Source organism: Streptomyces sp. NPDC104371, from assembly GCF_055583785.1.
Genome location: NZ_JBVJNF010000008.1, coordinates 58,302 through 77,936, shown reverse-complemented (window position 1 = coordinate 77,936; position 19,635 = coordinate 58,302). Strand labels below are relative to the sequence as shown.

Sequence of the window (19,635 nt, the reverse complement as noted above, 5' to 3'; positions counted from 1 at the left end):
TCATGCGGTCGCAATGGTCTCCTCCGCTCGGTCGGGGCCGGTCGGCCGGGGCCGTCCCAGCCTGCTCAGGACGCGGGACGCGGCCAGCGCGCCCGCCCGGACGGCGCCTTCGGACGCCGGCCGGAGCATCACCCAGTCACCGGCGTACTCCACCGCGCGCACCGGCCGGGCGAGGAACCCGGCGCGTTCTCTGAGGGCCTCCGGTGTGGCTTCGGGCAGGCCGTGGCGGAACGCGTGCGCGAAGTGGTGGCGGCGGGCGGCGCCGATGCCCGGGACGTAGCGTTCCGCCGCGCGGACCAGCAGGTCGGCGGCCTCGTCCGGGGCGGCGTCCAGCAGTTCGGGAACGCGGCGCGGCCCGGCGACCAGGGTGATCAGCCCTTGTCCGGCGGGGGCCCGGCGGGGGTCCTTGGCGTGGTCGACGACGACGCCGGAGAGCGTCTGTTCCTCCGCGTCCGGGGTGAGCAGGATGTGCACCGGGCGCCGGGCGGGCGGGGCGAGCGGGCGGTCCAGCAGACAACTGACCTTCAGCATGGGGGTGAAGGTGCAGGCGGTGAGGAACGGCCGTTCGTCGGCGGGGGCTTCGGGGCGCAGGGCCGCCGCGACGGGGGCGGGTACGGCGAGCACCGCGGCCCGCGCCGTGACCTCGCCGTCGTCGAACCGCAGGACGGCGTGCCCGCCCGCGTCGACGACCTCGCGCACGGCGCGGCCGGTGACGACCTCGGTGTCGGCGGCGAGCCGGCGGGCGAGGAAGTCCATGCCGTCCCGGTAGGTGCGCCAGGCGGACGGGGCACCGGCCTCCAGCAGCAGGCTGATCAGGGGGGCGGCGGCGGAGCGCGCGGTGTCCCAGCCGAAGAAGCATCCGGCGACCGGCTGGAAGAGGTAGTCGTGCAGGTCGCGGTGGTAGCGCGCGGTCGCCTCCCGGACGGTGGCGGCGCCCAGCGGACTGTGTTCGGGGCGGTCGCCGTCGAACCCGGCGCGGCGGCGGCCGGTCCAGGCGGAGAAGGCGGCCAGGTCGAGCCGGGCGCGGGCGGACAGCCCGGCACCGGTGAGGACGGCCGTGCCTTCCCCGAGGCCGAGGTGGGCGCGCCCGCCGCGCCAGACGGCCACGCCGCCGCCGACCCGGGGCACGTCCGCCGCGGTGACGCCCAGGCGGCGCAGCAGTTGCCAGGTCGCGCGGTAGCCGCGGGAGGCGACCTGTTCGGCGCCCGTGTCCACCGTCCAGCCTTCGTGGCGCAGGGTGCGCATCCGGCCGCCCACGTCCGGGAGTTGCTCGTATACCCGGACGGAGAGCCCGGCGCGGCGCAGTTCGTGGGCGGCGGTCAGTCCGGCGACGCCCGCGCCGATGACCGCGACGTCCAGTTCGGGTGTCATCGGGTCGCCTCCCATCCGGCGAGGAGGCCCGCGACGGTCATCAGCACCACGCTGAGCCGGTGCACCGCGAAGCCCGTGCGGCGGGCGGTCATGATGTCGCCGCGGACGAACCCGGTCACGTACTGCCGGGTCCGCAGCGCGGTGGCGGGGAGCATCAGCGGCGCGAACCACCAGGGGGCCGTGCCGGTGAGCGAGGCGAGGGCGCCGATGAGGAACTCCGTGGCCGACAGGGCTCCGATGAACACGGCGTTGCCCCGTTCCGAGACCAGGGCGGCGACGGTGGGGCGGCCCACGGCCCGGTCTCCGGCGACGTCGTTGGTGTTGGAGTAGACACCGAACATCAGCGGGCCGAATCCGAACAGCACCGCCTGGACCATGAGGAAGCCGGAGAACTCCCCTGTCAGCAGGCCGTAGGGGGCGATCACCAGCACGGCGCCCAGGGCGACGAGGAACCCCTCCTGGAACCCGTGGTAGCTGATCTTCAGACCGTACGAGTACTGCAACGAGACCACGAACAGCGCGCCCACGGCCACGAGCGCCCACAGCGGGCGGTGGGGGGCGATCGCGACGGCGACCGTCCACAGCACCGCCCCGGCCGCCGCGCTGGCCCAGGCGAAGCGCAGCGCCTGAGGCACGGTCAGTGCCCCGGCGACCAGGGGCTTGCGTGCCTTGCTGCGCAGAGGGTTGTCGGGGCCGTAGTTGGCGAGGTCGCTGCCGTCGCGGAACCCGGTGACGTCGTCCAGGGCGACCATCGCCATGAGCACGGCGATCTCCCCGATGAGGAACAGCGCCAGCACCAGTGCGCTACGGGCGGTGAACGCGTCGACCGGGAACAGGGTGGCGGCCAGGGCGAGGAAGATGCCGAGGTAGTAGTCGTACACGTCCAGCTTGCCGAGCCGCGCGTAGACGCGCAGTCTGCCGGGGCCGTGGGCGGTGGCCGCGGCATGGGTGGCCGCGATGCTGTCGGTCATGGAGGCCTTTTCGAAGGGTGTCTGCGTGAAGTGGGCCGCGTTCGCGTGAGGTGCGTCCGCGTCCGGAGGCGCCGCGGTCCGCCGCGTGGTGGTCCGGGCGGGCGGCCGTGGGTCAGCGGTGTCCGGTGGCGAAGGCGCACACGAGGTCGGCGACCCGGACGACCTGAGTGTCCGTCAGCAAGTGGTGCACCGGCAGCGCGAGATGGCGGCGGGCCGCCTCTTCGGCGCCCGGCCAGCGCGCACCGGGCGGCGCATAGGAAGCGAACGCGCCCTGGGCGGGCAGGGGTTGCGGATAGTAGACGTGGGTGGCCACCCCGTGCTCGGCCAGGTGGGCGGCGAGCGCTTCGCGGGCGTCGGCGAGGACCGTGTACACGTAGAAGCACCGGCCGTCCTGGTCGGACGGTGGCGGGGTCACACCGCGGTCGGTCAGCGGGGCGAAGCGCTCGGTGTAGTACGCGGCGATCTCCGCCCGGCGGGCGAGGCGCGCCGGGAAGCCCGCGTAGCGGTGGGTCTGGAAGGCGGCCTGGATCTCGTCGAAGCGGCTGTTGACGCCGACGGCGTGGTGGACGAAGCGCCGCCCCGCGTGCTGGCCGTGGTTGCGCAGCATCCGTACCCGCTCGCCCAGTGCCGGGTCGCGGGTGATGACCACGCCTCCCTCGCCGGGCATACCGCACGTCTTGACCTGGACGAAGGAGTAGACGCCCGCCTCGCCCCACAGCCCGGCCGGGACACCGCGCAGCACGCCGCCCTGGGCCACCGCCGAGTCCTCCGGCAGGCGCAGTCCGTGCCGCTCGGCCAGTGCGGCGAAGCGGGGCATGTCGGCCATCACGGAGAACATGTGGGCCGGCAGCACGGCCTTGGTCCGCTCGGTGACGAGGCGTTCGGCCGCGTCGGGGTCCATGGTCATGGTGTCGGGCCGGATATCGGCGAAGACGGGGGTGGCACCGACGGCGATGACCGAGGAGGCGAGGGGCGCGCAGCCGAAGGCGGGCACGATCACCTCGTCGCCGGGGCCGATGTCCATGGCCCACAGGATCAGGGAGAGCGCCGAGGTGCCACTGGAGCAGGCGACCACGTCGGCGGCGCCGAGATCCGCGCGCAGGAGTTCCTCGAAGGCGGCCGTACGCGCGCCCAGGATGAAGCGTTGCTCCGGGTCGAGGCCCACCTCGCGGAGCAGGCCGATCAGCGCGGGGCGGTCGGCTTCGAAGAGGGTGGGCGGGAAGAAGGGGACGTCGGTGGGGGGCGATGCGGTCATGCGGTGGTCCTCGTCGTGGCGAGGAAGGCGCCGATGGTGTCGCAGACGCGGTCCAGGTCGCCGGGGTCGAGATCGGGGTGGAAAGGCAGGGCCAGGGCGTGCCCGGCCGCCTTCTCCGCGTGCGGGAACTCGCCGGGCCGGTGGCCCAGGTGACCGAAGACGGGCTGGTGGGGCAGCGGCAGCGGGTAGTAGACCTCGGTGCCGATGCCTTGTCCGTCGAGGTGGGCGACCAGTGCGTCCCGGTGCTCGGTCTCGATCAGGTAGACGTAGTACACGTCGCGGTCGTCGTGCGCGTCGCCGTCGTCGTACGTCTCGCGGGCGCCGTCGCCGTACGCCTCGCCGTCGTACACATCGCGGTCGTCGCGCATCTCGCGGTCGTCCGGTCTCCGCGCGGTGGTTCGGGGCAGGGGCAGGCGGCGGATCCCGGGGACGTCCCGCAGTCGGGCGGTGTAGGCGGCGGCCAGTTCGGCGCGGCGCGCGATGTGCTCCTCCAGGACGGCCAGTTTGGCGAGCAGGACGGCCGCCTGGATGTCGTCCATCTTGCTGTTGGCGCCCGGCAGCGCGCTCTCGGTGGAGATGGCCGGGAAGTTGTTCAGCGTCCGGCCGGTCCTGCCGTGGTGACGCAGGGCCGCGACGGTCTCCGCCACCCGTGGGTCGTCGGTGAGGACGGCTCCGGCGTCGCCGAGCGCGCCGAGGGTCTTGGAGGGGAAGAAGGACAGGACGCCGCCGACGCCGTGCAGGCCCGCGTGAACTCCGCCGCGACGCATACCGATCGCCTCGGCGCTGTCCTCGACGACCGTCAGGCCGTGCCGTCGGGCGACGGCGGTGAGGGCCGCCATGTCGGCCATCGTGTGGAACAGATGGACCGGCATCACGAACCGGCTCCGCGAGGTGACGGCGGCGTCGAGCGCCGCGGGGTCCATCGCGTAGGTCTCCGGGTCGATGTCGACGAACTGCGGCTGCCCGCCCGCGAGGACGACGGCCGAGGCGGTGGCGAAGAACGAGTACGCGGGCACCAGGACCCCGTCGTCGGGGCGCAACCCGCAGGCGCGCAGCAGCAGTACGAGGGCGTCGGTACCGCTGTTGACGCCGATCACATGCCGGGCTCCGGTGTAGCGCGCGAGCGCCGACTCGAGCTGTCCGACCTGTTTCCCATGGCTGAATTTGCCGCTGCGGAATACGTCGTCCACCGCGCTTTCGATGGACGGCCACAATTGTTCGAAAGTCCTTCTCTGGGAGAAGAAGGGAATCGGCCCGGCTGTCCCCGACGCGCTCGGTAATACGCCCCCGACCCGCGCTCGAATCTGTCCACTGGAAGGCAATGCCTCACCCGCCCCGTCGTTTCTGTGGAGAGGCCGACAACGCTAGTCGCACCACCCCGATGAACGAGAAGGGAAAGGATCATCTTCACACTTTATGGGTAACGCAGTTCCGGATCACTTGACCCTTTCCCCGTAAGGCGGCAATAGTCGTGCGGCGCACCGGAGTTGTACGGGACGCGACGCGAACCACGCGTTCCGCTCCCGGCGTTCGCGCACTCCGCCACCCCTTCCCTCGCTCCCAGGAGGCCCCGTGCTGCAGCCCCTCGTGGTCGGGCTCGGCCGCTCCGGATCCGGACTGCATCTGCGGGCGCTCGCCCGACTGGCCCGGCGGACCGCGGCCACGGGTGATCCGCTCGTCGCCCTGCCCGCGGTCGGCTGCGACCCGCGCGCCGAGGCGCTGCGTGCCGAGGCACTGCGGACCGCGGGCGCGCCCGGTGAGGTCACGGCCGTCACCACGCTGGAACAGGCCCTGGCCCAGGTGAACCCCGCCACGGCGGTGGCGCATGTGTGCACCCCGCCCCGGCTGCGTCACGAGGTGATCGCGCGACTGGCCGGACACGGCGTCCGCCGACTGATCGTGGAGAAGCCCCTGGCGGCCTCCGCGGAGGAGCTCAACGCCCTGATCCGCCTCCGCGAGCAGGCGGATCTCGACGTGGTGGTCGTGGCGCACTGGACCAGCTCCCGCCTCGCCGACCGGCTGCGCCGGCTGGTCCGCGGCGCACGGCTCGGCCCCCTCCGCCGTATCACCGTGGACCAGCACAAGCCCCGCTTCCTGCGGTCGCTCACCACCGAGGGACATCCGAGCGCCCTGGACGTGGAGATCCCCCACTCCCTGGGGCTCGCGCTCGATCTGGCCGGTCCGGCCGACCTGCGCGCCGCGCGCTGCTGGGACCTGCGCTGCGAGAACCGTACGCTCCCTCATCTCGGCGGCGCCCACGTCGAGTTGGAGCACCGCTCCGGGGTGACGACCGTGCTGCGGTCCGACCTCGGCGCGCCCGTCAGACAGCGCAGCGTCGTCTGCGAGTTCGAACGCGGCACAGCCACCGCGCACTTCCCGTTGAGCGAGGACGACGACCACGCCCAACTCGTCGTCGCCTCCCCCGACCACGCTACGGCTCCCCCGCCGGACGGTGAGTACGACGCCGGGCACCACGTCTTCCGTGACGACGCCCTGACCGCGTTCTTCGAGGGCGCCTACCGCGACTTCGCCTCAGGAACGCCGAACGCCGCGAACTTCCCGCTCGCCTGCGCGGCCGCCCGCCTGCTGTGCACGGCCCGCGAGCACTGCGCCGTCGAAGCGCCGACCCCCGCCGGGAGCCGCTGACATGCCCGCACAGGACACCGCCGCACAACGCATCGCCGGGCACGGCGACTTCGGGCCGCTGGCCGGGATCGGGGACGAGGCGGCGCCCGGCGTCGACGGCCAACTGGCCGCCCTGCACCGCCTGGGCTGGACCACCGTCGAACTGCGCGCCATCGACGGCACGGCACTGGCCGACCTCTCCCCCACCGCCTTCGCCACGCTCACCCGGCAACTGACGGACGCCGACGTCACCGTGACGGCCGTGGCGTCCCGGATCGGCAACTGGTCCCGCCCCATCACGGGCGACATCGGCCTGGACCTCACCGAACTCGACGTACTCGCCGAGCGCTGCGCCGCCCTCGGCTGCCGACTCGTACGGATCATGTCGTACCCGAACGACGGCCTGCCGCAAGAGGATTGGGCCGACCGCGTGCTGGCCCGCACCGCCGTCCTCGCGGACCGCGCCGAGCGAGCGGGACTGGTGCTGGTACACGAGAACTGCGCGGGCTGGGCCGGGGACCGGGCCGACCGCGCGCTCCGACTGCTGCGCGCCGTCGACAGCCCGGCGCTGCGCCTGCTGTTCGACACCGGCAACGGCGTCCCGTACGGCTACGACGCCCCGGACATGCTCCGCGACCTCGCCCCCTATGTCGCCCACGTCCACATCAAGGACGCCGTACGCCTGCCGGACGGCTCCACCGCCTACACCCTGCCCGGCGAGGGCGAGGCCGGGGTGGCCCGCTGTCTGCGGATCCTGGCCGCCCACGGTTACACCGGGGCGCTCTCCCTCGAACCGCACCTCGCCGTGCGCCCCCACGAGGGACTGACCCGGGCCGGTGAGGACGCCGCCGATCTGTTCGTACGGGCCGGTCGGGCGCTGGCCGCGCTGCTGGATGCCGAACTCCCCACTGTCGAACGGCCCGTCGGCGGCCCGGCGTGAGCGGTCTGTTCACCGGCCGGTACCGCGCGCTGCTGCTGGACCTCCTGCGCCTGCCGAGCGTCAACCCGCTGGAGGCCGGTCCTGACGATCCGCCGTCCCGGCTGCCCCGGATCCTGGAGCGCTACGCGGCGGTCGCCGCCGACGCCGGGTTCCGTACGGTCCGCCTCGCCGCTCCGCCCGCCGCCTGCCTGGACCGCCCCGGCGTCCCGGCCACCGTCCGCGCCGCCGCCCGCGATCCGCGCTTCCTCGCCGGTCAGCCCAGTCTGCTGCTACGGCTGGGACCCGAGCGCCCGCGCGCGCGGACGGTGATGTTCAACGTCCATCTGGACACCGTCGCCGGACACACCCCGCCGGTCTTCGACGGTGTGCGGTTCACCGGCCGGGGCGCGGTCGACGCCAAGGGACCGGCCGTCGCCCTGCTCGCCGGGCTGGAGGCCGCCGCGGCCCACCCCGCCGTCGGACGGGAGGTCACCGTGCTCGTCCAGGCCGTCGCCGGGGAGGAGGGCGGCGCCCTGGGCACCTACGGCACACGACCGCTGCTGGAGGCCGGGCATCACGGGCGGCTCAACGTGTTCTGCGAGCCCACCGGTCTGCGCGCGCTGCCCCGGGCCACCGCCGCCATGACCGCGCGGATCACCGTCGACGGGCAGGACGCGGTGGACGACCGTCCGGACGCCGGGCACAACGCCACCGTGCTGCTCGGGTTCCTCGCCCAGCACCTCGCCGCCCGCCTGGACCGGGCCGTGCCCGGCACGCGCGTGTGTGTCGGCGGGCTGCACACCGGCCGCGTCCACAACCGCGTCCACGGCACGGGCACGCTGCTGCTGAACCTGTCGTACCGCCGCACCGCCGACGGCGCCGAGCTGGAGACCGCGGTGCCCCGGCAGCTCGCCGACGGCCTCGCCCGCTTCACCGAACGCTTCGGCGCCACCCGGGAGTTCGCCCGCACCGCACGTGACGCGGCCCACCTCACCGGGCTCACCTGGGACAAGCGGGGACTGCCCGCCCTGGACAACCGCGACCCGTGGGCCGAGGCGCTCCTGGCCCGCGCGGGAGCCCGGCCCGCGGCCGACGACCCCGGCTTCACCTGCGACGCCGTCTGGGCCGCGGGGCTGGACGGCGCGTTCACCGCTGTACTGGGCCCCGGCTCCCTCGCCGCCAACCACGCCCACGCGCCAGGTGAGTTCATCGACCTCGCCGACCTGGAGGACTTCGCCGGTGTGGTCCAGCGACTCGTCATGTCCTTCGCCGAAGAGAACCGATCCCCTCTCCCACAAGAGACCCGCAAGAGACCCGGAAGGAACCCGGATGACGGCATCCCCCGCCCACCGAGCGGCAGTTGAGCACACCCCCGTCCTCGTCGACCACGCGGAGCTGCACACCGCGCTCACCGTCCTGTTCGCCGACCGCGGCATCCCGGCCGCGCGGGCCCGGCTCGCCGCGGACGCCCTCTGCCACGGCGATCTGACCGGCCTCGACTCCCATGGTCTGTTCAACCTCGGCCGTCTCTACCTGCCGTTGCTCGCCTCGGGTCGCTGCGACCCCCGCGCCGAGCCGCGGACCCTCACCGACCTGGGCGCCTGCGCGGTCGTCGACGCCCGCCGCGCGCTGGGGCTGTGGGCCGCCGCCGAGGCCATGGACGACGCCGTGGCGCGGGCCGAACGGTACGGTGTCGGCCTGGTCTCGGTCCGTGGGGCGACCCACTTCGGGTGCGCGGGCTTCCACGCCGTCCGGGCCGCGCGGGCCGGGATGATCGGCGTGGTCGCGAGCAACTGCGGCGGCCAGCGCATCGCACGACCCCCGGGCGGCGCGGTGGCGATGCTCGGCACCAACCCGCTCAGCGTCGCGGCGCCCGCTCTCGACGGGCACCCGTTCCTGCTGGACATGAGCACCACCGTCGCGCCCACCGGCAAGGTCCGCGTCGCCGCGAGCCGCGACACCCCGGTGCCCGCGGGCTGGCTGGAGGACACGACGGGCGCCCCGGTGACCGACCCGTCCGCCTTCGACCGCGGCGAGGCCTTCCTGCGCTGGCTGGGCGGAAGCGCCGAGACCGGCGTCCACAAGGGCTACGGGCTCGGCATCGCCGTCGAGTTGCTGGCCGCCGTGGTCTCCGGCTCGGCGGTCGGACCCGCGCCCGCGGCGCTGGACGGAGACGGCCGGCCGCACGGCAGCGACGACGACATCGGCTTCTTCCTGCTCGCCATCGCGCCGGAGGTACTGCGCCCCGGCGCGGACGTGGCCGACGCGACCCGGTCCCTGTTCGGCTCGCTCGTCGACTGCCCGCCGCTGCGCGAGGGCGAACCGGTGCGCTATCCGGGCTGGTGGGAGGCGGAACTCTCGGCCGAGCGGCGCCGCGACGGCATCCCTCTGCCCCCGCGCCTGTACGACGAGCTGACCGCCCTCGGTCTCCTCGACGGCACCGGGAGCCGCCGATGACCCGGCCCCTGCGCCTCGGGGTCGTCGGCCTCGGCGCCATCTCCGCCTACTATCTCGCCGCCGCCGAGCGGCTGCCGGATTGGGAGCTGACCGCGGTGTGCGACGCCCGCGCACAGACCCTGGAGCGGTTCCCCGGACCGGCGGCGCGCTTTCGCGACCATCGGGCCCTGCTGGCCGAAGCGCGGCCGGACGCGCTGGTCGTGGCGGTCCCCAACGACGTTCATCTGCCGATCTGCCGGGACGCGTTGTCTGCCGGTGTCCCGGTGTGCGTGGAGAAGCCGCTCGCCCTGACCGCGGCCGAGGGACGGCTGCTGGTGGAGCTGGCGCGGCGCCATGAGGTCCCGCTGATGACGGCATTCCACCGCCGGTACAACACCGCCGTCCGCGACCTCGCGCGCCGGACGGCCGACCGGGAGATCCGTTCGGTCCGCGTCCGCTACTGGGAACGTATCGAGGACCATCTCGGCGGCGAGGACTGGTACTTGGACCCGGCCCGCTGCGGCGGCGGATGTGTCGCCGACAACGGCCCCAACGCCCTCGATCTGGTACGGCTGTTGCTCGGCGATCTCACCCTGACCGACTGCGAGATCCAGCGCGACGGCCTCGGCATCGACCGCCGGGCGGTGCTCCGCCTGCGCGGCGGCACCGGAGCGACGGCGTCGGTCGAGCTGGACTGGTCGTATTCCGGTGAACGCAAGGACATCGAGGTGGAGTTGGCCGACGGGAAGGTGCTGAGCGCCGACATGCTGGCCGGACACACCGCCTTCAAGGCGTCGTTGTGGCACGAGTACGAGGCGATTCTCGGAGAGTTCGCCGCTCTCACGGATGGCCGGACCCCGGCCGGTCCGGGGGCGCACGGCGGCTTGCAGGCGCTGGAGTTGGTGGAGGCGGCCTATCTGCGGGCCCTGCCCGCGACCGGTACGACTTCGGCTGATGCGACGGTGACGGACGCGGGCCGGTGAACCCTGCGGAGGACGGCCCCAAGCGTGTGGTGCGCGGCGCGCTGGTCAAGGTGCTGGTGCATCGGCGCACGGACCGCGGTATGCGGCTGGAGGAACACGCGGCGCGCTGCGTACGCGGCGGCGAGGTGCACGAGTTGGTCAGCACCGACCAGTGGGAACCCCGCCCCGGCGCCCGGATCGACCGGGTGGGCTTCCTGGGCTTCGTCGAGCTGGAGTGCGGTGGTGTGATCGACCGGGGTGACGTGGTGCGGATCGGGGACACCGTGGTCGGCACCGTGCTCGGGTACGACGCCTGCCATCTGCCGAACCACTACAACATCCTGATCCACGCCGAGCGTCCGGTCAGCGGCCGGGACCTCGAGCTTCGGCCGGAGGCCACGGTCACCTTCACTCAGGGGCGGGCCTAGAAGGAGTACACGGCACCGGGTGGCGCCACCGATCACGAGCACGGCGGCGCCACCCGGGTCACCAGGGGCGGTCCGAAAGGTCAGCCGAGGAGTTCGACCTCGAGCTGACCGAAGTGGAACTCCCGTACGCACTGGAGGAGTTCGTCCTCGGAGAGCTGGCCGTCGTCGTTCTTGTCGACCTTCTGGAACGCCTCACCGGCCTGGGAGAGCGGTACGCCGACGGCGTTCAGCCAGGCCTGGAACTCGCGGGCGTTGATCTGGCCGTCGTGGTCGTCGTCACACAGGTGGATGAGCGCCTTCACGATGGGCGACAGGGCGCGGTTGAAGCTCGCCTCACCCTCCTTGAACAGCATGTCCCCCGTGGCGTCGAGGAACTGCTGCCGGCTGATGGCGCCACCGGCCTTGACCCCGGCCTTCTCGGCCAGGTACTCGTACAGCCCCGTGAACGCGCCCTGGAGTTCCTGCACTTCGGGCGAGTCGGCGCTCTTGCCGAGGTTCTGGGCGATCCGCGCGGCCTCGTTCTGGAAGTCGGTGGCGTCGAGGACGCCGTTGCCGTCGGTGTCCCACTTGTCGAAGCGCTTCACCAGGCGGTCGTTGGCGAGGGCGTTGCTCATGTGGTGCTCCTTGTCTCGGATGATGCGTAGCGAGGACTGACTACGGCGCCTGGGCAGGGCCGCAACCGCGCAGGGCGGTGCCGTGCGCGGGCTCAGGGGACCGGCGGTGGGCCGGCCGAGGGGGTGCCGGACAGCACCGGCGGGAGGGTGAAAGGTCAGAGATCAGAGAAGGGTGAGAGGTCAGAGAAGAGTGACTCTGCTGCCCACGACGTTGCCGCGGGTGTCCAGCAGGGCGCAGCGGGCCTGGCCCAGTGCTTCTCTCGCGTAACAGGCGTGGTCTTGCAGCAGGATGGCCACATCGGCCTCGGCCATGGCGTCCCGCAAGTGCTCGACGCGGGGCAGCGCTCGGCCGTCGACGGTGAACTCGGTGGCGTAAGGGTCGTGGTAGCGCACGTCGGCACCGGCGGCGAGGAGTCCCGCGGCGACCTGGCGTGCCGGTGTCTCGCGGACATCGGCCACATCGGGCTTGTACGTGACGCCGAGCAGCAGGACCCGGGCGCCCTCGGGGTGGCCGCGCACCTCGGTGAGCAGGGTCAGCGCGCGGTCCACGACATGGTCTGGCATACGGCTCAGTACGTCCTGGGCGGCGGCCAGTGTGCGGAAGGTGAAGCCCTGGGACTCCGCGCGGGCGGCGAGGTAGCGGGGATCGACAGGGATGCAGTGCCCACCGACGCCGGGGCCGGGGCTGAACGGTGCGAAGCCGAAGGGTTTCGACGCGGCGCAGTGCAGCACGTCCCAGATGTCGATGCCGGTCTCGTGGCAGAACAGGGCCACCTCGTCGACCAGGGCGATGTTGACGTAACGGTAGGTGTTCTCCAGGAGCTTGGCCATCTCCGCCTCGCGTGTGCCGCGGGCGACGACGAGGTGGTCCACGAACCGGGAGTAGAACGCGACGGCGTGTTTGGCGCACAGGGCGGTGCAACCGCTCACGATCTTCGGGGTGTTGCGGATGGTCCAGGTCGCGTTGCCGGGGTCGATGCGCTGGGGTGAGAACGCCAGGTGGAAGTCCTCGCCCGCCCGCAGCCCGCTGCCGCGCTCCAGCAAGGGGCGTACGACGTCCTCGGTGGTGCCCGGATAGCTGGTGGACTCCAGGACGACGAGCGTGCCGGGGCGCAGCCGGGCGGCGACGGCCTCGGCGGCGTGCTCGACCGCGGACAGGTCGGGTAAGCCCTTCTCGGTGAGCCCGGTGGGGACGCAGATCACCACGGTCTGCGCGCCGTCCAGGACCGCGGGGTCGTCCGTGGCGTGGAAGCCCGCGTCCAGCATGGCCGTGACCTCGGCGTCGCCGACCCCGCCGACGTGTGAACGGCCCTTGGACAGGCCGTTCACCACCGTGGCGGACACGTCGTATCCCGCGGTCGTCAGGCCGGCCGAGACCGCGGCCCGGGAGAGCGGCAGTCCGACATGCCCCAGCCCCATGACGACGAGTTCGACGGCCATGTGTGAAGGTTCTCCAGGGTGTGGAAGCGGATGCGAGACGAACGAGGCGGGGCTCAAGCGGAGAAGCTGCCGCTGCCGGGCGCCACGTGTGAGCCGTATCCGGGCGGCACGACGAGACCGGGCGTCAGACAGAAGGGGTCGGCGTACACCGTGACCGGCTTGTCGCTGCGGTTCATCAACACATGTGCGTCCAGGGGGAGTTTCCGGCACCCCTGCGGGTCGTGATAGACGGTCAACGGCGTCAGTTCCGTCCTGAACACCACCACGTCGCCCCGTTCCGCGGCGGCGGCGGTGCCGGAAACGGCACTTACCGCGAGCAGAGCACTGACCGCGGCCAGCAGGGCGATTCGAGTACGGCGCATCTAATACTCCCTCTCGGTGGCGTCGTTGAGTTGATTATCTTCAGGTGGAACACCGGATAAGCCCGCGATCTCCGACAAGCACCTGAACCGGCGACATGGTTAAGCAAAGTTGACGCCAGCCCTGGTCAACGCTTTCGGTATGCGTGAACCAAGCGGCCGTCCTGACACACGGGATAGGACCCCGTTGCCAGATGGCACCCTCGGCCTCATGGGCGGCCCGCGGCCCCCGGCTCGCGTCGCTGGCCGCGCTCGCGCGCGGACTCTTCCCGTGTGTTCACTCCACAGGTGTGCCCACCCGTAGTCGGTTGCCGTAGGGGTCGCGTAGTTCGATCTCGCGTGCCCATGGGGCGTCCTCCGGCCGGACTCCGAACTCGTCGGCGAGGGCGTCGACATCGCGGACGCGGAGGTACACCAACGTGTCGGGGCGGGCGTCGCCTTGATGCTCCGACAAGAACAACTTCACCCGGCCACGGGCTACTTCGACAAACGCGGGAAGGCCCGGCTCGAAGCGGTGTTCCGACTGCTTGGCGAAGCCCAGACGCCCGTACCACTCGACCGCCACCGCGGCGTCCTTGACGTGCAGAATCGGGATGACTTCCTCGTCCATGCGGCTCATCATCCCAGGGCCGGGTGGGTGCGGGTGTGCCGGAAGAACGCGGCCAGGGCGATGGCCGACAGTGCGGCGAGCCAGGCGAGGCTGTTGGCCAGCGGGGTGACGGTGAGGCGGTGGGTGAAGCCTGCCTGGAGGGCGGTCTGGAGGGAGCCGTAGCTGGGCAGCAGCGTGATCAACGCGTTGTTGGCGGTGGTCGCGGCGACGGGCTCCTGGGGCGCGAGGTCGATGATGCTGATCATGATGATGGCGACCATGCCTTCGACCTCGCCGGGCAGGAACAGCGACAGGAACAGTCCCATGGCCCCGTAGATCAAGGACGCGGCGAGCACGGCGAGGAGGAGCAGGCCGGGCTGGAGCGGCCGCCAGTACAGCAGCATCCAGCCCACCGCGTAGGCGCTGACCACCGTGGCGGTGGCGAGCAGGGCGGTGAGTTTGGCCGCCAGCAGCGCGCCGCGCGGGTAGCCTGCCGCGGTCAGCCGCCGGTCGAAGGCACTGGTGCGGCGGGCGGCGCTGAACATCCAGAACCCGACCAGCAACGACACGGCGTTGAGGGACCCGCTGATCATGGTGATCTTGTCACCGCCCGCGTGCAGGATCTCCCCGCTGGCGCGCAGCCGGAACGGGAAGAGGTCGGGGGTGGCGACGTTCTTGGCCACCGTGATCCACAGGGGCACGAAGACGGCCAGCAGGATCAGGGCGAGGCGGTTCTTCGCCAGGGCCAGCAGGCTGTAACCGGCGGCGGTGCGGTAGGCGCTCACTCCTGTGCTCCCTTAGCCGGGGCCAGGTGGAGTCGGCCGTCGCCGAGTCGGTACAGGGCGTCCAGGCGCTGGGTGTCGTAGGCCAGGTGGGAGACGATCACCACGGTGCGACCCACTTCCCTCAGGCGGTGGGCGATGTCCCAGAAGCTCATGTACGTCTCCCAGTCGAAGCCCTGGTAGGGCTCGTCCAGCAGCAGCACCTCCGGATCGTGCATCAGCGCCACGATCAGGTTGAGCTTCTGCCGGGTCCCGCCGCTGAGTGTCTTGACCGGCTGCCGGTCATAGGGGGTGAGCCCGAGTTCCCGGAACAGGCTCTCGGCCCGGTCCAGGCCGGGCAGCCGGTAGGCGATCTGGAACAGGCGCAGATGCTGACGCGGCGTCAGTTCCTCGTCCAGCACCGGGTACTGAGGGCAGTAGCCGAGGGTGCCGTCGATGTGGACGGCACCCGCGTCCGCGCGGAGGTCGCCGCTGAGGATGCGCAGCAACGTGGTCTTGCCCGTGCCGTTCTCTCCGACGACGCCCACCAACTGTCCGTGGCCGACGCGCAGGCTCACATCGCGCAGGACGACCCGCGAACCGTACCTCTTGGCCACATGCTCCACCGTCAGGACCATGGCCTGTGACTCCCTCACCGACCCGGCGGCCCGGACCCGAGCGTGTCCGGGCCCACGAGGCGCGGCAACGAAGACTACCCCTGGGAGTACGCCGAATCCGGCTCCACCACTCCGGGCGCACCCGCGAGAACGCCGACCCGGCCTCGTTCTCGTGGGAGCCATCGGCCCCGATAGGGTTTCGCCCATGCGTGATCTTGGGGTGGGCTTCGGCTACTTGGTGAAGGGGCAGCGTTGGGCTGCCGGGCACGGCAGAGCGTACGGCTTCGGGTTGTTGCCCGGACTGATCACCCTTGTGCTCTACGCGGCGGCGCTCGTGGCCCTTGCCCTGTTCGGCGACGACTTCGTCACCTGGGCCACCCCCTTCGCCGACGACTGGTCGTCGCCCTGGGGCGGCCTGTTCCGCGGGTTCCTGGTCGCCGTCCTCTTCGCGCTCGCGCTGCTCCTGGCCGTACTCACCTTCACGGCGGTCACCCTCCTCGTCGGACAGCCCTTCTACGAGTCACTGTCGGAGCGGGTGGACCGCTCGGTGTCCCCGGACGGCAGCGCCCCGCAGTCCCCGCACTCCCTCGGGCGCGAGCTGTGGATCTCGGCCCGTGACAGTCTCCGTGTCGTCGTCCGGGCGGCGCTCTGGGGAGTGCTGCTCTTCGCGCTCGGGTTCCTCCCCTTCGTCGGCCAGACCGTGATCCCGGTACTCGGGTTCTTCGTCACCGGGTTCTTCCTGTCCGAGGAGCTGACCGCGGTCGCGCTCCAGCGCCGCGGGGTCGAACTGCGCGAGCGCCTCGCGCTGTTGCGCGCCCGCAAGACCCTGGCCTGGGGCTTCGGCACCCCGCTCGGAGTGGCCTTCCTCGTTCCGTTCGTCGCGGTCTTCCTGATGCCGGGCGCCGTCGCGGGCGCCACCCTCATGGCACGCGACCTGCTGGGCGAGGACATGGCCGAGGACACCACGGAGGACACGGCGCGGGACATCGCCGGAGGCGAGGGCGGCCCCCGCGCCGACAACCACGCACAGGGGGCCACCGCATGACCGACGTGACCTCTACGGCCCCGAGGTCTGCCGCTGTCGAGGACGCGCCCGCGTCACCGGTCAGGCTCGGTCGCACAACGCGTGGTCGATCAATGTGTTGGTCGCCTTGTTGAGTGTGGTGAGGTCCGGCAGGCCCGATGTGCTGGTGAGGGAGACGGTGACGGCGCGGCGGCCGTCGGCGGTGACGGCGGGGCGGGTGTAGACACCGATCCCGTCGCCTTCGTGTGCGTAGGAGTAGCCCCCGCAGGACAGCGGGATCTTGCGCAGCCCGAGGCCGTAGTCGCCCAGGGGCTGTTCCTCGACGTCCTCGGGGTCGTCGGTGCGTGCGACCGTCTCGCGCATCTCGCGCCACTGCTCCTTCGGCAGGAGTTCGCCGTCGGTGAGAGCGCGGAAGAAGGTGTTGAGGTCCTCGGTGGTGCTGACGACGCCGGAGTCGGCGGTGTGCTGGTAGCTGTTGTCGGTGATGTCCAGTGAGGTGCCTGGTGCGGCGTCGAGAGTGACGCGTACGTGCGGTTCGGGCAGGAACGGGTTGGCTCCGGGTATCACGGTGTGACGCAGGCCCAGGGGCGCGATGACGCGGTGCTCGACCAGTTCGCGCCAGTCCGCGCCGCCCGCCTTCCGCGCGATCATCGCGGCCAGCAGGTAGTTGGTGTTGGAGTAGGCCCAGCGAGTGGGGCCGCCGGGCCGCGGGACGAAGAGGGGCTGGTGCCGCATCGCGAGGGCGACGAGTTCGGCGGGCGGGGTGTCGTTGTAGCGGTTGGCGTCGAACTCCTGGAGCTTCTCCCGCAGTTCGGGGTCGGCGGTGTAGTCGAACAGACCGCTGGACTGGCGCAGCAGGTCCCGTACGGTGATACGCCGCCCGTCGTTGCCGTTGCCCGCCACCACGCCGGGCAGCCAGTGCTCGACGGAGTCGTCGAGCGACAGCCGCTTCTCGGCGGCCAGTTGGAGGACCACGGTGGCGACGAAGGTCTTGGTGGTGCTCGCGATACGGAACTCCGCGCCCCAGGGCACGGGCGCCGTCGAACCGGCGGCGGCAGTACCGGCTCTGGCCCGCAGCGGACCGCCCGGTGTATCGACCCGTGCCACCACGTTCACGTCTCCTCCGCCCGCCTGCCGTACGGCGGCGACGTCACGCCGCAACTGGGCGGCGGAGTAGCCGCTCGAGTCCGACCGGGCCGAGGCGGTCGGTGCGAGGGCCGCTGCCGCCAGCGAGCCGATGACCAGCAGGGCGGTGGTGGTGAGCGAGGTCTTGCCGACCGACTGTGCGCGTGTGGCCATGAGCCGTCTCCTTGAGCTGCTTCGTCAACGCGATCGTTGATCAGTCAAGTCGACGTCGGCGCGCGGGAACATACGGGAGACCACCAGGCCGAGGTGGGGAAATCCCCCTCTCCGCACGGCTGTCCGGCGGAGTGGAGGTGGAGCCCCAACCCCGGCCTTACGCAGGGGAGTTGTGGCCCGGCTGATCAGCTCGGGAAGTAGTCGCTCAGTACGCAGCCGTCGACGCGCGCCTTCTCCGTCCGGTAGCCGCTCGGCGGTGAGAAGTCCGGGTCGCAGGTCAAGAAGGCCAGTTCGGAGGGGGAGATGGCCTTGATCTGGTCGCTGCCGACGGGGACGACCGCAAAGTCCTTGCCGATGGCGAAGCGTTCGTCGGCCTTCTTGGTCGCGGCCTGGAACTTGCCCATGTCCGAGACCAGGAGCAGGGCTATGGGGTGCGTGAAGTCCTTGCAGGAGGTGAAGAGGTCGATGTAGCGGGCGAGACTGTCCATGTCCGACGCATGGGGCAGCTCTCCGCCGAAGCCCTGCTCGGTCACGCCGTCGCTGTCGGCCGGGGTGAGCCAACCCGGACTGCTGACCGAGGACTTGGGGCTGTCGACGGAGCCGGCGGAGGTGTCGTCGCCGCCACACCCCGTCGACGCCGCCGGCCCTAACGACTTCGGCCGAGCTTCTCTGATCTCCCCTGGGGTGACGCGGGTGCGGTGGCCTGAAGTGATCGAAGGACAGGGCGCGTTGGTCACCGCCGAGGGCGGCGATGGTCACTGGTGTCCGCCGCGGCGACCGCGAGCACCCGGTCCAGTGGCTCGCTCTCACCATGGAACAGCTCTCTGCCCCGGGCGATCCGCAGTTCCCGCTCCGCTCCCGGTCGGGTGAGTCGGGTCAGGTCGGCCAGTAGTTCGGCCTCGTCCTCGGCCAGGTCGGAGACACCGAGTCCGGCCATACGCCGGGCGCCTTGGGCGAAGTGACCCGGCAGCGGCCGGTGGCTGACCACCGGGAGCCCGGCGGCCAGCGCCTGGACGGCGGTCAGCCCTCCGGCGTTGTCCACCAGCGCCCGCGTGGCCCCCATCAGGCCCGGCATGTCCTCCTGCCAGCCGAGCGCCAGGGTGCCGGGGACCCTGGCCAGCGACGTACGCAGCCGGTCGTTACGGCCGCACAGCACCACGGGCAGATACCCGTGGCCCGCGAGGAGGCGGGCGGTGGTGTGCGGTCGGGACGCGATTCCCCAAGCCCCGGCGGACATCAGGACCGGTGTCCTGCCGGGGTACTTCCGCGCGAAGACCTGACCCCACCGCGCGGCCCCGGGAGCGGGCACGGTGAAGCGCGGGGCGACCACCGGGCCGGTGACATCGGCGGGCCGACCGGTGGCCCGGCGCGCCTCCTGGGCGGCCTGCTCCGTGAGGCACAGGAAGTGGTCGTTGCCGGGGTGCAGCCAGTGCCGGTGGGTGCCGAACTCGATCACGTAGACCACGCTCGGCACCGGCAGCAGCCCGCTCGCCCTGAGGTGGCCGGTGAGCTGGGCGGCGAGGTGGAAGACGGGGACCACGACGTCCACCCGGTCCCGCTCGACCAGCTCGCGCAGCCGGTCCCCGGCGAGCCGCGCCAGCGGAACACCGCTGGGGCGCGGCCCCCGTCCGGGGCGCAGGAACGCGTGGTAGATCGCGCCGTAGGTCCAGGGTGCGTGCCGTACCGAGACCTGGTAGCCGCGCCGCAGCCATCTGCCGAGGCTGCGGGGCAGCAGCGAGAGGACGTCCACCGTGCTCGCCCGGTGGCCGTGTTCACCCGCCCGGCGGACGAGTTCGGCGGCCACCGTGTCATGACCGGCCCCCATGCTCGCGCTGACGACCAGCAGGCGCGCACCCGGCATGCCGGGGCTCGTGGTGGCGCCGGGCACCTCGGTCATGGCTCGCGCGGGGAGCAGGGGAGGGGAGAGAACGATCGCATATCAGACGCTATGACCCCCATCGTGTT

Annotated in this window: 20 protein-coding genes; 7 read left to right on the top strand and 13 right to left on the bottom strand. The window is 72.0% G+C overall.

Annotated elements, in window-relative coordinates; genetic code table 11:
• The 4 genes from ACZ60T_RS24195 to ACZ60T_RS24180 all read right to left on the bottom strand — a co-directional run bounded on the left by ACZ60T_RS24195 (position 1) and on the right by ACZ60T_RS24180 (position 4,787).
• On the bottom strand, positions 1-1,371 hold the full coding sequence (locus ACZ60T_RS24195) for a protoporphyrinogen/coproporphyrinogen oxidase (RefSeq protein ID WP_469667766.1): 1,371 nt from the start codon (positions 1,369-1,371) through the stop codon (positions 1-3).
• Positions 1,368-2,342, bottom strand: coding sequence for a UbiA family prenyltransferase (locus ACZ60T_RS24190; protein ID WP_469667765.1), 975 nt, complete (start codon positions 2,340-2,342; stop codon positions 1,368-1,370). Before ACZ60T_RS24190 ends, ACZ60T_RS24195 begins: the two co-directional genes overlap by 4 nt.
• Before the next feature lie 112 nt (positions 2,343-2,454).
• Positions 2,455-3,597, bottom strand: a complete 1,143-nt coding sequence (locus ACZ60T_RS24185; protein WP_469667764.1) for a DegT/DnrJ/EryC1/StrS family aminotransferase — start codon at positions 3,595-3,597, stop codon at positions 2,455-2,457.
• Entirely contained in the window at positions 3,594-4,787 is a 1,194-nt protein-coding gene (locus ACZ60T_RS24180; protein WP_469667763.1) for a DegT/DnrJ/EryC1/StrS family aminotransferase, read from the bottom strand. The genes ACZ60T_RS24185 and ACZ60T_RS24180 overlap by 4 nt, the downstream gene beginning before the upstream one ends.
• 382 nt (positions 4,788-5,169) lie before the next feature.
• Here ACZ60T_RS24180 and ACZ60T_RS24175 point away from each other — a divergent pair, with 382 nt between their 5' ends.
• Genes ACZ60T_RS24175 through ACZ60T_RS24150 form a run of 6 tightly spaced genes read left to right on the top strand, consistent with a single transcriptional unit; the run spans position 5,170 to position 10,967 of the window.
• Positions 5,170-6,243: a Gfo/Idh/MocA family oxidoreductase gene (locus tag ACZ60T_RS24175; RefSeq protein ID WP_469667762.1), complete on the top strand. Its 1,074-nt coding sequence runs from the start codon at positions 5,170-5,172 to the stop codon at positions 6,241-6,243.
• Between the two features lies 1 nt (position 6,244).
• On the top strand, positions 6,245-7,162 hold the full coding sequence (locus ACZ60T_RS24170; protein ID WP_469667761.1) for a sugar phosphate isomerase/epimerase family protein: 918 nt from the start codon (positions 6,245-6,247) through the stop codon (positions 7,160-7,162).
• Positions 7,159-8,505: a M20/M25/M40 family metallo-hydrolase gene (locus tag ACZ60T_RS24165; protein WP_469667760.1), complete on the top strand. Its 1,347-nt coding sequence runs from the start codon at positions 7,159-7,161 to the stop codon at positions 8,503-8,505. Before ACZ60T_RS24170 ends, ACZ60T_RS24165 begins: the two co-directional genes overlap by 4 nt.
• Positions 8,471-9,598, top strand: a complete 1,128-nt coding sequence (locus ACZ60T_RS24160; RefSeq protein WP_469667759.1) for an Ldh family oxidoreductase — start codon at positions 8,471-8,473, stop codon at positions 9,596-9,598. Before ACZ60T_RS24165 ends, ACZ60T_RS24160 begins: the two co-directional genes overlap by 35 nt.
• The gene (locus ACZ60T_RS24155; RefSeq protein WP_469667757.1) at positions 9,595-10,560 is read left to right on the top strand and encodes a Gfo/Idh/MocA family protein; all 966 of its coding nucleotides are present in this window, start codon (positions 9,595-9,597) and stop codon (positions 10,558-10,560) included. Before ACZ60T_RS24160 ends, ACZ60T_RS24155 begins: the two co-directional genes overlap by 4 nt.
• Positions 10,557-10,967: a DUF6917 domain-containing protein gene (locus tag ACZ60T_RS24150; RefSeq protein WP_469667755.1), complete on the top strand. Its 411-nt coding sequence runs from the start codon at positions 10,557-10,559 to the stop codon at positions 10,965-10,967. The genes ACZ60T_RS24155 and ACZ60T_RS24150 overlap by 4 nt, the downstream gene beginning before the upstream one ends.
• Before the next feature lie 80 nt (positions 10,968-11,047).
• On the opposite strand, the gene ACZ60T_RS24145 is transcribed toward ACZ60T_RS24150, so the two are convergent.
• From ACZ60T_RS24145 to ACZ60T_RS24120, 6 genes are all read right to left on the bottom strand, one after another.
• Positions 11,048-11,581 (bottom strand): EF-hand domain-containing protein, encoded by a 534-nt coding sequence (locus ACZ60T_RS24145; RefSeq protein WP_365625321.1) that lies wholly within the window; start codon positions 11,579-11,581, stop codon positions 11,048-11,050.
• Positions 11,582-11,761: 180 nt separating this feature from the next.
• Positions 11,762-13,021: a nucleotide sugar dehydrogenase gene (locus ACZ60T_RS24140; RefSeq protein ID WP_469667754.1), complete on the bottom strand. Its 1,260-nt coding sequence runs from the start codon at positions 13,019-13,021 to the stop codon at positions 11,762-11,764.
• 53 nt (positions 13,022-13,074) lie between these two features.
• Positions 13,075-13,383 carry a hypothetical protein gene (locus ACZ60T_RS24135; RefSeq protein ID WP_469667753.1) on the bottom strand — a complete coding sequence of 103 codons (309 nt, stop codon included), beginning with the start codon at positions 13,381-13,383 and terminating at the stop codon, positions 13,075-13,077.
• 274 nt (positions 13,384-13,657) lie between these two features.
• Entirely contained in the window at positions 13,658-13,990 is a 333-nt protein-coding gene (locus tag ACZ60T_RS24130; RefSeq protein WP_365625312.1) for a glyoxalase superfamily protein, read from the bottom strand.
• An 8-nt stretch (positions 13,991-13,998) separates the two neighbouring features.
• On the bottom strand, positions 13,999-14,754 hold the full coding sequence (locus ACZ60T_RS24125) for a hypothetical protein (protein WP_365625309.1): 756 nt from the start codon (positions 14,752-14,754) through the stop codon (positions 13,999-14,001).
• Positions 14,751-15,368, bottom strand: a complete 618-nt coding sequence (locus tag ACZ60T_RS24120) for an ABC transporter ATP-binding protein (protein ID WP_469667752.1) — start codon at positions 15,366-15,368, stop codon at positions 14,751-14,753. The genes ACZ60T_RS24125 and ACZ60T_RS24120 overlap by 4 nt, the downstream gene beginning before the upstream one ends.
• Before the next feature lie 184 nt (positions 15,369-15,552).
• Here ACZ60T_RS24120 and ACZ60T_RS24115 point away from each other — a divergent pair, with 184 nt between their 5' ends.
• Positions 15,553-16,392, top strand: a complete 840-nt coding sequence (locus tag ACZ60T_RS24115; protein ID WP_469667751.1) for an EI24 domain-containing protein — start codon at positions 15,553-15,555, stop codon at positions 16,390-16,392.
• Between the two features lie 60 nt (positions 16,393-16,452).
• Here the strand turns inward: ACZ60T_RS24115 and ACZ60T_RS24110 are convergent, their stop codons facing one another.
• The 3 genes from ACZ60T_RS24110 to ACZ60T_RS24100 form a co-directional block, all read right to left on the bottom strand.
• Positions 16,453-17,670 (bottom strand): serine hydrolase domain-containing protein, encoded by a 1,218-nt coding sequence (locus tag ACZ60T_RS24110; protein WP_469667750.1) that lies wholly within the window; start codon positions 17,668-17,670, stop codon positions 16,453-16,455.
• 185 nt (positions 17,671-17,855) lie between these two features.
• Positions 17,856-18,203 carry a hypothetical protein gene (locus tag ACZ60T_RS24105; protein WP_469667749.1) on the bottom strand — a complete coding sequence of 116 codons (348 nt, stop codon included), beginning with the start codon at positions 18,201-18,203 and terminating at the stop codon, positions 17,856-17,858.
• 200 nt (positions 18,204-18,403) lie between these two features.
• Positions 18,404-19,567, bottom strand: coding sequence for an MGDG synthase family glycosyltransferase (locus ACZ60T_RS24100; RefSeq protein ID WP_469667748.1), 1,164 nt, complete (start codon positions 19,565-19,567; stop codon positions 18,404-18,406).
• Between the last annotated feature and the right edge of the window lie 68 nt (positions 19,568-19,635).